Origin of the sequence: Dolichospermum compactum NIES-806, assembly GCF_002368115.1 — a bacterium.
GTDB classification, from domain to species: domain Bacteria; phylum Cyanobacteriota; class Cyanobacteriia; order Cyanobacteriales; family Nostocaceae; genus Dolichospermum; species Dolichospermum compactum.
Genome location: NZ_AP018316.1, coordinates 1,144,504 through 1,158,293 on the forward strand (window position 1 = coordinate 1,144,504; position 13,790 = coordinate 1,158,293).

The window sequence follows — 13,790 nt, forward strand, 5'->3', positions numbered from 1 at the left end:
CCACGTCCTTCTTCGCCTCTGTGTGCCTAGGTATCCACCATTAGCCCTTATTAGCTTGACCACAATTTTTTCTTGTTTGCTTTCACATCCATTCAATGTCTGTGTCTGCCTGCTATTTCTCTTTCTCTTATGCAGTTTTCAAGGTTCTGGCTGGAATTTCACCCAGCAGTCAAAAACTATAGTCAATAGTTTCAGTTGCTGTTTTTTTCCAAATGTGGAGGTTAGCGGACTCGAACCGCTGACATCCTGCTTGCAAAGCAGGCGCTCTACCAACTGAGCTAAACCCCCAAAAAGAACTCAAAATTTCTAGTCATGCTTCAAAAATATTTAATTTTGACTTTTGACTTTTGATTTTTGACTTCCTTCAGGTGGGCCATCCTGGACTCGAACCAGGGACCTCACCCTTATCAGGGGTGCGCTCTAACCACCTGAGCTAATAGCCCTTATCGAACCAAATCATAGTTTGAAAGCTTTACCTCAAGTCTGCGACCGACCTAGGTTAGACCAATTTAGTTTCTATTAGCAATTGACATTGCTTTCGACAATCTAAATGGATTAGGTCTCCCTAAAAGGAGGTGATCCAGCCACACCTTCCGGTACGGCTACCTTGTTACGACTTCACCCCAGTCATCAGTCCTACCTTAGGCATCCCCCTCCAAAAGGTTGGGGTAACGACTTCGGGCGTGACCAACTTCCATGGTGTGACGGGCGGTGTGTACAAGGCCCGGGAACGAATTCACTGCAGTATGCTGACCTGCAATTACTAGCGATTCCTCCTTCACGAAGGCGAGTTGCAGCCTTCGATCTGAACTGAGCTACGGTTTCTGAGATTCGCATCACATCGCTGTGTAGCTGCCCTTTGTCCGTAGCATTGTAGTACGTGTGTAGCCCAAGACGTAAGGGGCATGCTGACTTGACGTCATCCCCACCTTCCTCCGGTTTGTCACCGGCAGTCTCTCTAGAGTGCCCAACTTAATGCTGGCAACTAAAAACGAGGGTTGCGCTCGTTGCGGGACTTAACCCAACATCTCACGACACGAGCTGACGACAGCCATGCACCACCTGTGTTCACGCTCCCTAAGGCACTCCTATATTTCTACAGGATTCGTGACATGTCAAGCCTTGGTAAGGTTCTTCGCGTTGCATCGAATTAAACCACATACTCCACCGCTTGTGCGGGCCCCCGTCAATTCCTTTGAGTTTCACAGTTGCCTGCGTACTCCCCAGGCGGGATACTTAACGCGTTAGCTACGGCACAGCTCGGGTCGATACGAGCTACGCCTAGTATCCATCGTTTACGGCTAGGACTACTGGGGTATCTAATCCCATTCGCTCCCCTAGCTTTCGTCCCTCAGTGTCAGTTTTGGCCTAGCAGAGCGCCTTCGCCACCGGTGTTCTTCCTGATATCTACGCATTTCACCGCTACACCAGGAATTCCCTCTGCCCCGACCATACTCTAGCTTTGTAGTTTCCACTGCTCTTATCACGTTGAGCGTGACTCTTTAACAGCAGACTTACTATGCCACCTGCGGACCCTTTACGCCCAATCATTCCGGATAACGCTTGCATCCTCCGTATTACCGCGGCTGCTGGCACGGAGTTAGCCGATGCTTATTCCTCAGGTACCGTCATTCTGTTCTTCCCTGAGAAAAGAGGTTTACAACCCAAGAGCCTTCCTCCCTCACGCGGTATTGCTCCGTCAGGCTTTCGCCCATTGCGGAAAATTCCCCACTGCTGCCTCCCGTAGGAGTCTGGGCCGTGTCTCAGTCCCAGTGTGGCTGATCATCCTCTCAGACCAGCTACTGATCGTCGCCTTGGTAGGCTCTTACCCCACCAACTAGCTAATCAGACGCAAGCTCTTCTTCAGGCAGCAAGCCTTTCACCTCTCGGCACATCCGGTATTAGCCACCGTTTCCAGTGGTTGTCCCCGACCTGAAGGTAGATTCTTACGCGTTACTCACCCGTCCGCCACTATCTCCGAAAAGACCGTTCGACTTGCATGTGTTAAGCATACCGCCAGCGTTCATCCTGAGCCAGGATCAAACTCTCCATTTTGGTTCGTCTGTTATAAGCTCTTTCTTAACCGTTTTTACAACCACGGTCAGGTTATTCTATTTTTCTGACGCAGGGTACTTGTTATATTCTGGCTTTCAAACTATAATATTTTCAAGGTTCGGTGCGCTTTTCGGCGGGGCGTTTGTTCCGCTTCGCTTCAGGCACTTATTTAATATATCGAACTTGCTTTGCTTTGTCAACTACTTTTTTAAACTATTTTTGGATTTGTTTTTTGTTTTATCTAAAATCCTTGTGAGATAAGGGTTGTGAGCGTTAAAATTCCTGGAATTTCCTGTCTGTTATTGGTGTTTTTGATTTAGCTGGGTTTGTGGAGTTCCACTTCTGGGATTTTTTGAGTCATTAGAGAAAGAAAGACAATTATTGATAGTGTTGAGTGGATATAGATATTAAAGATGATATGAAGAGTTCAGTGGCTGTACTACCGCCGTTTTTGGTGTTGGATCAATTGTTGCAAAGTTGGTTGTTGGAAGATATTGGTAGGGGTGATCGCACTACTCAATCTCTATTGTCCCACAATCCTACTAGAGGAGAAGCGAAATGGATAGCGAAAGCACCGGGGATAATTGCGGGTTTACCGGTTGCGGCTAGGGTGTTTCAGCTTTTGAATCATCAAGTTGATTTTGTCAATGTCACCGCTGAGGGGGCAAAATGTGAACCAGGACAGGTGGTAGCCGAAATTAATGGTTTATTGGATACGCTGTTAATGGGGGAAAGGGTGGCGCTTAATTTGGTGATGCGGTTAAGTGGAATTGCCAGTTTGACTAGTATATATGTGGAAAAAATTGCTGATTTACCTGCTCAGTTGGTAGATACGCGCAAAACCACACCAGGATTGAGAATTTTGGAAAAGTACGCTACTGCTTTAGGAGGGGCGATGAATCACCGTATGGGTTTAGATGATGCGGTGATGATTAAGGATAATCATATTGTTGCGGCTGGGGGAATTGGGGAAGCTATTACCCGCATTCGTTCTCACGTTCCGTATCCTCTAACAATTGAGGTGGAAACGGAAAATTTAGCACAAGTGAGGGAAGCTTTACAGTACAAAGCAGATATTATTATGTTGGATAATATGCCTTTGTCTATAATGAGTGAGGCTGTATTATTGATTCGTGATGAAGATAATCGGGTGAAAATTGAGGCTTCGGGAAATGTGACTTTGGAGACTGTTCGCGCTGTGGCGGAAACTGGAGTTGATTATATTTCTACTAGTGCGCCCATTACTCAGTCTAAATGGTTGGATTTGAGTATGAGGATGGTTTAATAATTTCTGAATCAGGATATCCAGGATTGAAGGATTAACAGGATGAAGACTGGAGATTTTATCACCAATTACTAGGCTCAACTAGATGATTAGCAACTTAAGTTAATAGAGGAACTGAGAAATTCTTTCTACAGCAGTTTCTAATAGTTCTGCTTTCTGCACTAATGCAAAGCGAACGTATCCTTCACCAAATTTGCCAAAACCGACTCCTGGGGAAGCCGCTACACCTGTCTGTTTAACTAGTTCGGTGCAGAATTCTATGGAATTATGACTCCATTGGGTGGGTAATTTTGCCCAAATGTACATTGTGGCTTCTGGGGTGGAAACGTTCCAGCCAATGCTGTGTAAAGCTTTGATGAAGGTGTCCCGGCGCTGACGAAATGTATTAACTGCAAGTTTTACACCATCTTGTGGTCCGGTGAGGGCGGCGATCGCTCCGTTCAAAATTCCTATATATTGGTTAAAATCAACGGTGGCTTTGATTTGCTTGAGGGCTTGAATTAATTGCGGATTCCCAATTGCGTAACCAATGCGGAAGCCACCCATATTATAAGACTTAGAAAGGGTGAAGAATTCAATCGAGACGCTTTTTTCGGGGTCAGCTTGCAATATTGAGGGAACAAGGGATTTTAGATTTTGGGTTTCTTCTGTGAAGACTAAATCTACGTAGGGGAAGTCGTGAACAAGAACTATATTATGTTGTTGACAAAAAGCTACTGCTTCTTGAAAGAAGAATAATGGGGCGATCGCACTGGTAGGATTATGAGGATAGCTTAAGACCATTAACCGCGACTGGGCTAAAATGGTGACGGGAATATCACTAAAAACTGGTAAAAAATTATTTTCTGCTTTTATTGGCATGGGGTAAATTTGACCACCAGCCAAGTATACTCCCCCGGCATGGGAAGGATAACCAGGATCTAATAATAGAGCAAAATCGCCGGGATTAAGCACGGCTAAAGGTAAATGGGCTGTTCCTTCTTGAGAACCAATTAGGGGTAAAACTTCGGTTTCCGGGTCAACTGGGATACCGAATTTTTGCTCATACCATTGGGCTGCGGCTTGACGGAAACCTTGAGTACCACGAAATAATAAGTAGCCATGAGTGCTAGGATCATGGAGAGATTGGGCGATCGCTTCTATGACATGATTCTCGGCTGGTAAATCTGATGAACCCAAAGATAAATCAATTAATTCTCTTCCAGCAGCCAAAGCAATGGACTTGGCTGTGTCCATATCGGCAAATACGTTAGATTTTAAGGGTTGTAAGCGGTTAGCAAATTGCATTGTAATTATTATTCATTGGTCATTAGTCATGAGTGAGTGATCATAAACTATGGAGTTTTGATCACTAATCGGTAACTAATTATTATTTAAATGCTGATCTAAAAGACTGAGTAATTTCTCTTTACCAATTACTCCCTCGACAGATTCTAATAGTTCTTTTCCTCTTACCAATCTCAGAGCGGGAAGACCTTCTACCTGATATTGCTTGATAGCGACTGGATTAGGGTCAGCTTCCATTTTAACAATTTTTAGGCGATCGCTGTAAGTTGCCGCAGCCAAGTTAATCACTGGTGACATCAATTGACAAGGACCACACCAGGAAGCCCAGAAATAAACTAATACAGGCTGCTCGGCTGTTAACACTTCCGTTTCAAACTCAGCATCAGTGATAGTGATTACACCCTTGTTCATTATAGTCTCCATAAAGTAGTATAAATTTGCTTTTCCGAATGAAAGTATGAATTTGTCTCTCGCAGAGGCACAGAGGCGCAAAGAGTAAGAGTTCGAGAAATGGAATTTTTGATTTTCATACCGCCATTATGCAACGGACATAAATTAATCAAGTTCATTTACAAAATATTTTATCCCAATCTAAGAGTCAGTTGTTATACGATTTTGGATTTTAGATTGTAAAAGATTTACTAATAAACTTTTCGTCTTTGAAAATGAAGTAAAATCCCACAACCAAGATGTGTGGGATTAACTGAATTGAATTATCTGCAAAAACTACAGATTATCCAATTGTTTGCGTAAAGCCTCCAATTCAGCATCAACTGGTTCAGCCTGTTTAGCTGTGCTGGTTGCTTGTGCTGGAGTTGCGGGTCTGGGTTGTTCTGGAGTGAGTAGTTTGGGGGGTTCTGGTGCAGGTGCTAGGGATGCTTTCAAAGCAGCTAATTCATCATCAACATCACTACCAGATTCCAAACGAGCAAATTGGTGATCTAAATCTGCACTTACTAACTCGGATACAGCCTGAGATTTAGCTTCTTCCATTAATACTTTTTCTTCCATGCGCTCAAAAGCGGACATGGCACTGCTGGTACTCATTCCGCTCACCATATTTCCCAATTGTTCTTGGGCTTTGGCTGCGGTAATTCGGGCTTTGAGCATTTCTTTCTTGGTTTTGGCTTCAGAAATTTTGCTCTCTAACTGGATTAAATTCTTTTTCAGACCTTCTACCTGAGCAGTTTGCTGATCTAGACTAGTTTTTAAAGCCGTAGCGGTATCAGTATAAGTTTTCTTGCGCTCTAATGCTTGACGGGCTAGGTTTTCATCACCTTTTTGCAGGGCTAGTTGGGCGTTGCGTTGCCACTTATTAATTTCGTTTTGTCCTTCATTATACTGTTTTTCTGTCCGTTTTTGGGCTGCTATGGCTTGAGCTACGCCTTGACGCAACTTCACCATATCCTCCTGCATTTCTAATAAAGCTTGTTCCAGCATTTTTTCTGGATCTTCGGCTTTACTGACTAAATCGTTTAAGTTAGCACCAACTACTCGTTTAAGGCGATCAAATAATCCCATAAATTTATTTTTCCTTTAGAGGTTTACGCTCTTGGTTAGATAGTTAGCTTTTCTACTATATTAATAGCTACCTATGCCAATGTAGTCTTTCCAGTCTGGATTACTATCTTTTCTTTTTTTCTATTCTGAATCATGAACCTATTAATTATCTATATTAACCAGGGAAAGTTATGGTTTGGGTGTTTTGGGTAAATTATGATCTGGCTGGGGATTTTCTCCTTGATTTAGGATATGAGTTTTCATTGCTGCCAGTTCTGTATCAATCTCATGATGAGAATCTAAGGATGCAAATCTTTTTTCTAGATCATCACCACCCAGTGTAATAGCAACTTCTGATTGTGCTTCTATCTGTAAAACTTTTTCCTCCATTCGTTCTAATGCACCTAAGCTAGATGTGGCAGAAGCTCCAGTTAACATTTCTTGGAGCCTATAGGAAGCTTCGGCGGAACGAGCGCGAGCGATATACATATCTTTTTTGGTTTTTACCTCAGCCAGTTTTAATTCCAAAGTCCGCATATCTTGCTTCAATTTGGCGACTATATCTTTTTGCTGTTGAATTTGACTGGTTAAGGTTGTAGCGGTTTCTTCGTAAAATTTGCGTTTGGTGAGAGCTTCCCGTGCTAGAGATTCATTGCCTTGCTGGAGGGCTAATTGGGCGCGACGATACCATTCTGCGGCTTGGGATTCTCCTGCGGCTGCTTGACGTTCTGTGCGCTTTTGGGTGGCGATCGCTTGAGCTACCCCTTGACGCAATTGTACCAAATTCTCCTGCATTTCCATGAAAGCTGTTTCCAGAATCTTTTCTGGATCTTCTGCATTGCTAACCAGACTATTAAAATTAGCGCGAATCACCCGCAGAATACGGTTAATAACTTCCATGTTGGCTCTACCTTGACTATTTACTGGACTTTGAGGACTGCTATATTGCTATCATAGTAAGAAATCAGTATGAATTAGCCTCACGCAAAGGCGCAAAGACGCAAAGATAAGAGTTTTTGGAGTTAAATTCAGTAAATTTTATTCAGTTTTTAACTATGGCTGTTGTAATCGTCCTTTAATGCCTTTTGCTTCTAATTGCTGCAATCTGCGCTTAATCTCATCCTTGGTTTTCAAAGCCCCCAAATAAATAAACTTTTTATTTGGTGATAAATAAGCATCAGGAACGACTTGCTTGGCGGCTGTTAAAGCTTTGTCGCCTTGATTATCGGCGATAATATAATAGTACCCATTAGCTGATGGTTTGGCATCTTCTGGTAGGGGTAATGAAGTAGCCGTAGGCTTTGGTAAAGGTGTGGATTTAGAGAGGATATTAGGTAAGGGGGAAAGTTTCGGTAATGGAGAGATAGGAGTTATGGAAGGTTGAATAACTAGAGGAGTGGGGATGATTTGGGGAGTCGGTTTAACCTTTGGTGTTAAATCTACGACATCTTTAGGATCTCTGACTTGTCGAAATTCTTGGTTAGCTAAATTAGGATATTTGGCTATGGGGTTGATTTTTGATGTGGTCGTTAGTTGAGAACTATTTTCTATAATTTCTGTGTTTTCTGTATTTTCCGCAGTCTTTGATGAATTATTGTCTCGTAAGTTAGTGAAATTCAATTTAGGTAAATTTTTGGGATTGAAGACGACATAACCTAAAGTCAAACTTGCCAATAATAGCAACAGCATTGAACCAATACCTAAAGGTGATAAGACACTATCACGGGATTTAGGAGAATTAGGAGTTTGATTTTGTGGTGCAACGGCTGTCAAACTCCGTAACAGTGCCTCACTAGATTCTAAATAATCATTTGGTTGTTGAGGAGGATCATTTGTGGTGAGGAGGGTTTGGTTGTCAGAGGAGGGAATTTTGGTGGAAACTATACTGCTAGTTGATTTTTCTAGGTTTGGAGGAGTGGGGGTTTCTTCTATGCCTGAGTTAGCAAACTCCTGGGGAAAATTAATGGTTTCAGTCTCATTCGTCAAGAATGAATTTTCTGAGGGAATGGCTACGGGAGGAACTACTGGTAGTTGAATCTCCTTCGACAAGGCTGTTGTTTGATAATTAGTGTAACTTTCTACATTTCTTGATGTTTGTGATTTGGTGTTTTTGCGGGTGCGTCTATATCTGGTTAATTCTTGATCTAATTGTATTTCTAAACTAGCCAGTGCGGTAGTTAGGGTAGGGTTTAAGCCGCGTGTTTGCGGGGATTTGGTTGAATCTATCAAAGGATTTTGATTCATTGTTTAAGATGGAGTCAGGGTAGATGATTAAATGAATTTTCAATATACTAGCGAAAGTTGATTGTAAGTATTCAGCTATTTTATGGTAAAACTATTAACACAATATGTCTTTTAAGTCAATTGATCAGGTTTTAGGGAATATTCAACGTTCACCACAATGGCAAGAACAGGTATTGCTGCGGTTACTGAAGTGTTGGGGAGAAGTTGTGGGGACTACTGTTGCGGTGCAAACTCGTCCTTTGTCTATTCAGCGTGATGTTTTGTGGGTGGCAACTTCTAGTGCCGCTTGGGCGCAAAATTTGACATTTGGCAGGAAGACCATCTTGGTAAAGTTAAATGACAAGCTATCTACGTCTTTGGTAGATATTCGCTTTTCTACAGCCGAGTGGAAAAATTCATCAATAACGGGAACAGAAGCCACTGTTTCAGCATCAGAACATCCTAGTTATGTGGCTGATGATCTGATTGGTGATAGGTTGGTTAAACCCAGTATTGACAATGCTTTGGGTGCTTTTGAGAATTGGGCTAAAATGATGCAAGAGCGATCGCATCATCTCCCCTTGTGTCCCCAATGTCAATGTCCCACTCCACCGGGTGAACTTGAACGCTGGGACGTTTGTTCTCTCTGCTGCTCTAAGCAGTTATAGCAGGAGTCACCGAGTCACCGAGTCAGGAATTAAGAGTCTCTTACCATAAGGCTTTTACTGTAGATTCTGTATCTCATTCAAGTACATACCGCTATAGGATAAATAATTAGCTATTGACTGAAAATGTTGAACTCTTGTGAATCATTAAGTAAATTAAATGCTAAAAACTGATTTTAACTCTATCTAAAGTAACGTTTTTACAAACCAAGGAAATCCAAAATTAATATTTTAATCTTGATCCCCAATAAGTTTTAGATGAAAATAAATATGTAGGCACTCTAACAATCATTTACAAATATGACAAGAATCTAAAGACATTCTAAAGTCCATTGACAACTAATAATAGCTAGAACCCATATCCAATCATGACTTTTTGCCCTTTTTGCCTATTTTGATCAAGAAGCAAGATATATAAGTGTGATAAGTAGTCCTGAATGGTACTGAAGATGAAGGCACATGAAACTAATTAAGCGTTTAACATCTACCTGTCGTTATTGTCGTTATTACCAGCCACAAGGTCGTCGTGGTGGTATGTGTGAAAAATTGAGCGCACCGGTCCAAGGGGTCTGGAAAGCCTGTCCTTTGGTCATGGCCGCTTTTGCACCTGCTTGGGAAACTTTAGAAGATGCTTGGAGTTTACCAGTAGCCAAACCTGTTTGTGGTGCTGCTCAAACTCTCCCGACCGATTTGGATCATGTTACAGTAGCCTCTGTCGAAGATATTCCTACTTCCGCTACACAAGAAGTAAAAAATCAAAGCGTACTGATTTAACTATCCATGATTACGGTCATCAATTTTCTGTCCACCCTAATAAAATTAGACTGGCAATTTGTCAGTGTTTCCAATTTTGACATCTTTAGAAATCGCACCTTCCACAACAGGTGCGATTTTTGTATGTAGCAGGAGGTAGGGCGCAGGGTCTGCACCCAGTCAGGATTCAGAAGAACAAAGAAGGAGTAAAACACATCAAATCAATTTAAGGCAACCAGGGAAAATCCCGGAAGTTAGGGGGACGTTTTTCCAAAAAGGCTTGTTTTCCTTCTGCTCCTTCTTCTGTCATGTAATAAAGTAGAGTAGCGTTACCAGACAATTCTTGTAAACCAGCTTGTCCGTCACAGTCAGCGTTAAATGCTGATTTCAGACAACGAATAGCTATGGGACTTTTTTCTAATACTTCTTGCGCCCATTGTACGCCTTCTGCTTCTAGTTTTTCTACAGGGACAACAGTATTAACCAAGCCCATTTCTAATGCTTGTTGGGCGTTATATTGACGACAAAGAAACCATATTTCCCTGGCTTTTTTTTGTCCTACTATTCTGGCTAAATAACTAGCACCAAAACCACCATCAAAACTCCCCACTTTGGGTCCTGTTTGCCCAAAAATGGCATTATCAGCCGCAATAGTTAAATCACAAATTAAATGGAGAACATGACCCCCGCCGATAGCATAACCCGCGACTAGGGCAATTACTACTTTCGGCATGGAACGAATGAGACGTTGCAAGTCTAAGACGTTTAACCGAGGGATTCCGGTTTCATCTACATAACCTGCTTGTCCACGTACACTTTGATCACCACCTGAACAAAAGGCATATTTTCCATCTGTATGAGGTCCTGAACCTGTAAATAGGACTACTCCAATAGTAGTATCTTCTTTAGCATCCCAAAAGGCTTCGTATAGTTCAAAGACGGTTTTAGGACGGAATGCGTTACGTTTGTGGGGACGGTTAATGGTGATTTTAGCGATACCGTCGGTTTTTTGGTAGATAATGTCTTCGTAGATTTTGACGGTCTTCCAGTCGGTTTCTATCATGGATAATCTGTGATTTGTGTTTGAGAATTTTATCGCGGATATGGAAGTATTTTTCTTACCGATATTTTCGTTTTTTTCTGATACTTAGAAGGAATTGCGCCCCCTACTTCTTGACAATGGGGTTTAAAATTGATTGGTGCAAATACTTTACGCTGGAGTTGGAAATGACTATTGCCAGTATTCCACAGATAAAACCTTTAACAGACACAGAATTGCAACAGATTAACGCTTATTGGCGTGCTGCTAACTATCTGTCTGTTGGACAAATTTACCTTCTTGACAATCCCTTACTAAGAGAACCACTTAAACAAGAACACGTCAAACCTCGACTCTTAGGACATTGGGGAACTACTCCAGGGCTAAACTTAATTTATGCCCACTTTAACAGAGTTATTAAAAAATACGACCTCAATGCAATTTACATAGCTGGACCCGGACATGGTGGACCCGGACTTGTTGCCAATACCTACTTGGAAGGAACATATAGCGAATATTACCCCAACATCTCCCAAGATGAAGAGGGAATGCAAAAACTATTTAAGCAATTTTCCTTTCCTGGTGGTATTCCCAGCCACGTCGCCCCAGAAACCCCTGGTTCTATCCATGAAGGGGGAGAATTAGGTTATGCTTTAGTTCACGCTTACGGGGCGGTATTTGATAACCCTGATTTGATAGTTGCGGCGGTTGTCGGTGACGGAGAAGCGGAAACTGGGCCTTTGGCTACAAGCTGGCATTCTAACAAATTTATTAACCCGGTTACTGATGGTGCGGTTTTACCAATTCTGCATTTGAATGGATACAAAATTGCTAACCCCACAGTATTAGCACGGATACCTCATGAGGAGTTAGAAAGCCTGTTTATCGGCTATGGCTATAAACCTTACTTCGTTGAAGGTTCTGACCCTGCGGAAGTTCACCAAAAAATGGCGGCAGTATTAGATACAATTATTCCTGAGATTCAAAGTATCCAAAGAGAAGCACGGATACATGGTTTCAAAGAAAGACCGCAATGGCCAATGATTGTTTTACGCACTCCTAAAGGTTGGACTGGACCCAAGGAAGTGGACGGGAAGAAAACAGAGGATTATTGGCGATCGCACCAAGTCCCTTTTAGTGATATAGCTGGTAAACCGGAACATCTGCAATTGCTAGAAGATTGGCTAAAAAGTTACAAACCCGAAGAACTGTTTAATGAAAACGGTCAACTGCTTCCCGAACTCGCAGAACTAGCCCCCAAAGGTCAACGTCGCATGGGAGACAATCCCCACGCAAATGGGGGAATTTTGCTGCGTGATTTGAAAATGCCTGATTTTAGCAACTATGCTGTAGAAGTAGCGAAACCAGGGACAGTTAACGCCGAAGCTACCAAGGTAACGGGTAAGTTTCTGCGTGACATTATGAAACTGAACGACGAAAGCCGCAACTTTCGCGTTTTTGGTCCCGACGAAACCGCCTCAAATCGCATAGATCCTATCCTTGAAGTGACAAATCGGGCCTGGGATGCGGAAATTCTCCCGGAAGATGACCATTTATCACCCGACGGTCGAGTAATGGAAATCCTCAGCGAAACCAATTGTCAAGGATGGTTAGAAGGCTATTTATTAACAGGTCGTCATGGTTTCTTCTCCTGTTATGAAGCTTTTATTCACATCATTGATTCGATGTTCAACCAACACGCCAAATGGTTGAAAACGACTCGTCATATTACTTGGAGAAGACCAATTGCATCTTTAAATTATCTTCTCACTTCCCACGTTTGGCGACAAGATCATAACGGGTTCTCTCACCAAGATCCTGGTTTTATTGATCATGTAATTAACAAAAAAGCCGAAATCATTCGTGTTTATCTGCCACCTGATGCTAATACTTTGCTGTCAGTAACCGACCATTGTTTAAGAAGTCGGAATTATGTCAATGTGATTGTTGCCGGTAAACAACCAGCCTTACAATATTTAGACATGGATTCGGCAATTAAGCATTGTACTAAAGGTTTAGGGATTTGGGAATGGGCTAGTAATGACCAAGACAGTGAAACTGATGTAGTTATGGCTTGCGCTGGAGATGTTCCGACTTTGGAAACTTTAGCGGCTGTGGATATTTTAAGACAACATTTCCCAGATTTAAAAGTGCGAGTTGTGAATGTGGTGGATTTGATGACACTACAGCCACAAAGTGAACATCCTCACGGTTTAAGTAATAAGGATTTCGATACAATTTTCACAACTGATAAACCTGTGATTTTTGCATTTCATGGTTATCCTTGGTTAATTCATCGTCTCACCTATCGGCATACAAATCACAACAATATTCATGTGCGTGGTTATAAAGAAGAGGGAACAACAACCACACCTTTTGATATGGTGGTGATGAATGATTTAGATAGATTTCACTTGGTTATGGATGTCATTGACCGTGTACCAAAATTAGGTTCTAAAGCAGCTTATGTAAAACAACAATTACAAGATAAGTTGATTGAACACAAGCAATATATCCAGAAACATGGTGAAGATATGCCAGAAATTCAGGATTGGACTTGGCCATATTAATAATTAAGTCATTCTGGGTTGAGTGAAATACAAAACCCCACCCCCAACCCCCTCCCCGCAAGCGAGGAGGGGGCTATGACTGTATATCATGCAAGTGCATACCGCTATAATATTAGGAGTTCTCAGAGAAAATACTCAATAATGAAAGCAGAAAATAACAGCTAAACTCCCATTATTAGGTTGCTGCACTCACTAAAGATACAATATATTGATTTAAACTTACTCCTTCTCTTTCCGCAGTTTCAGATAATCGCCGATGTAACGATTTAGGCATTCGTAACATTAACTTACCACTATAACTATCATCTGTACTGGGTAAAGGAATATTATCACCTGCTTCATAAGCCGTTTCTATCCACAATTCTCGCGCTTCATTAATATTAGGACTTACGCAAGTGTCACACTAAAAATCT

At 42.0% G+C, this 13,790-nt stretch carries 10 protein-coding genes, 2 tRNA genes, 2 rRNA genes and 1 pseudogene (1 of these 15 running past the window's edge); 4 read left to right on the forward strand and 11 right to left on the reverse strand.

The window, feature by feature from the left end; translation table 11 throughout:
* From CA730_RS05450 to CA730_RS05465, 4 genes are all read right to left on the reverse strand, one after another.
* Window positions 1–61 (reverse strand): 23S ribosomal RNA (locus CA730_RS05450) (it extends 2,765 nt beyond the left edge of the window).
* Window positions 62–215: 154 nt separating this feature from the next.
* A tRNA-Ala gene (locus CA730_RS05455) sits at window positions 216–288 on the reverse strand.
* Window positions 289–369: 81 nt separating this feature from the next.
* Window positions 370–443 (reverse strand) — tRNA-Ile (locus CA730_RS05460).
* A gap of 125 nt (window positions 444–568) precedes the next feature.
* Window positions 569–2,055: ribosomal RNA gene (locus CA730_RS05465) — 16S ribosomal RNA — on the reverse strand.
* The 16S and 23S rRNA genes sit together here with 2 tRNA genes alongside, the layout of an rRNA operon.
* A gap of 418 nt (window positions 2,056–2,473) precedes the next feature.
* Between CA730_RS05465 and nadC the strand changes: the two genes are divergently transcribed.
* Window positions 2,474–3,340: a carboxylating nicotinate-nucleotide diphosphorylase gene (gene nadC, locus CA730_RS05470; RefSeq protein WP_096671304.1), complete on the forward strand. Its 867-nt coding sequence runs from the start codon at window positions 2,474–2,476 to the stop codon at window positions 3,338–3,340.
* 102 nt (window positions 3,341–3,442) lie between these two features.
* Here the strand turns inward: nadC and CA730_RS05475 are convergent, their stop codons facing one another.
* The 5 genes from CA730_RS05475 to CA730_RS05495 all read right to left on the reverse strand — a co-directional run bounded on the left by CA730_RS05475 (window position 3,443) and on the right by CA730_RS05495 (window position 8,371).
* Window positions 3,443–4,627, reverse strand: coding sequence for an LL-diaminopimelate aminotransferase (locus CA730_RS05475; RefSeq protein WP_096664941.1), 1,185 nt, complete (start codon window positions 4,625–4,627; stop codon window positions 3,443–3,445).
* Window positions 4,628–4,702: 75 nt separating this feature from the next.
* Window positions 4,703–5,038: a thioredoxin family protein gene (locus tag CA730_RS05480; RefSeq protein WP_096664944.1), complete on the reverse strand. Its 336-nt coding sequence runs from the start codon at window positions 5,036–5,038 to the stop codon at window positions 4,703–4,705.
* A gap of 315 nt (window positions 5,039–5,353) precedes the next feature.
* Window positions 5,354–6,148 (reverse strand): PspA/IM30 family protein, encoded by a 795-nt coding sequence (locus CA730_RS05485; RefSeq protein ID WP_096664947.1) that lies wholly within the window; start codon window positions 6,146–6,148, stop codon window positions 5,354–5,356.
* Between the two features lie 168 nt (window positions 6,149–6,316).
* The gene (locus CA730_RS05490; RefSeq protein WP_096664949.1) at window positions 6,317–7,027 is read right to left on the reverse strand and encodes a PspA/IM30 family protein; all 711 of its coding nucleotides are present in this window, start codon (window positions 7,025–7,027) and stop codon (window positions 6,317–6,319) included.
* A 153-nt stretch (window positions 7,028–7,180) separates the two neighbouring features.
* The gene (locus CA730_RS05495; protein WP_096664952.1) at window positions 7,181–8,371 is read right to left on the reverse strand and encodes a hypothetical protein; all 1,191 of its coding nucleotides are present in this window, start codon (window positions 8,369–8,371) and stop codon (window positions 7,181–7,183) included.
* A gap of 104 nt (window positions 8,372–8,475) precedes the next feature.
* Here CA730_RS05495 and CA730_RS05500 point away from each other — a divergent pair, with 104 nt between their 5' ends.
* Both CA730_RS05500 and CA730_RS05505 read left to right on the forward strand, forming a co-directional pair.
* A complete protein-coding gene (locus CA730_RS05500) occupies window positions 8,476–9,018 on the forward strand; it encodes a DUF721 domain-containing protein (RefSeq protein ID WP_096664955.1) in 543 nt (180 codons plus the stop codon).
* 456 nt (window positions 9,019–9,474) lie between these two features.
* Window positions 9,475–9,789, forward strand: a complete 315-nt coding sequence (locus CA730_RS05505; RefSeq protein WP_096664958.1) for a hypothetical protein — start codon at window positions 9,475–9,477, stop codon at window positions 9,787–9,789.
* Between the two features lie 205 nt (window positions 9,790–9,994).
* Here CA730_RS05505 and menB read toward each other — a convergent pair whose 3' ends face one another.
* The gene (menB, locus tag CA730_RS05510) at window positions 9,995–10,831 is read right to left on the reverse strand and encodes a 1,4-dihydroxy-2-naphthoyl-CoA synthase (protein ID WP_407919767.1); all 837 of its coding nucleotides are present in this window, start codon (window positions 10,829–10,831) and stop codon (window positions 9,995–9,997) included.
* A gap of 164 nt (window positions 10,832–10,995) precedes the next feature.
* Here menB and CA730_RS05515 point away from each other — a divergent pair, with 164 nt between their 5' ends.
* Entirely contained in the window at window positions 10,996–13,377 is a 2,382-nt protein-coding gene (locus CA730_RS05515; RefSeq protein ID WP_096671308.1) for a phosphoketolase family protein, read from the forward strand.
* 175 nt (window positions 13,378–13,552) lie between these two features.
* Here CA730_RS05515 and CA730_RS05520 read toward each other — a convergent pair.
* Window positions 13,553–13,759: pseudogene (locus CA730_RS05520) on the reverse strand (toxin-antitoxin system HicB family antitoxin); the annotation flags it as partial.
* Between the last annotated feature and the right edge of the window lie 31 nt (window positions 13,760–13,790).

Coding starts and splice junctions, on each gene's coding strand:
- menB (WP_407919767.1), bottom strand. CDS start 10,831: ATGATAGAAACCGACTGGAAGACCGTCAAAATCTACGAAGACATTATC.
- nadC (WP_096671304.1), top strand. CDS start 2,474: ATGAAGAGTTCAGTGGCTGTACTACCGCCGTTTTTGGTGTTGGATCAA.
- CA730_RS05480 (WP_096664944.1), bottom strand. CDS start 5,038: ATGAACAAGGGTGTAATCACTATCACTGATGCTGAGTTTGAAACGGAA.
- CA730_RS05515 (WP_096671308.1), top strand. CDS start 10,996: ATGACTATTGCCAGTATTCCACAGATAAAACCTTTAACAGACACAGAA.
- CA730_RS05500 (WP_096664955.1), top strand. CDS start 8,476: ATGTCTTTTAAGTCAATTGATCAGGTTTTAGGGAATATTCAACGTTCA.
- CA730_RS05475 (WP_096664941.1), bottom strand. CDS start 4,627: ATGCAATTTGCTAACCGCTTACAACCCTTAAAATCTAACGTATTTGCC.
- CA730_RS05490 (WP_096664949.1), bottom strand. CDS start 7,027: ATGGAAGTTATTAACCGTATTCTGCGGGTGATTCGCGCTAATTTTAAT.
- CA730_RS05505 (WP_096664958.1), top strand. CDS start 9,475: ATGAAACTAATTAAGCGTTTAACATCTACCTGTCGTTATTGTCGTTAT.
- CA730_RS05495 (WP_096664952.1), bottom strand. CDS start 8,371: ATGAATCAAAATCCTTTGATAGATTCAACCAAATCCCCGCAAACACGC.
- CA730_RS05485 (WP_096664947.1), bottom strand. CDS start 6,148: ATGGGATTATTTGATCGCCTTAAACGAGTAGTTGGTGCTAACTTAAAC.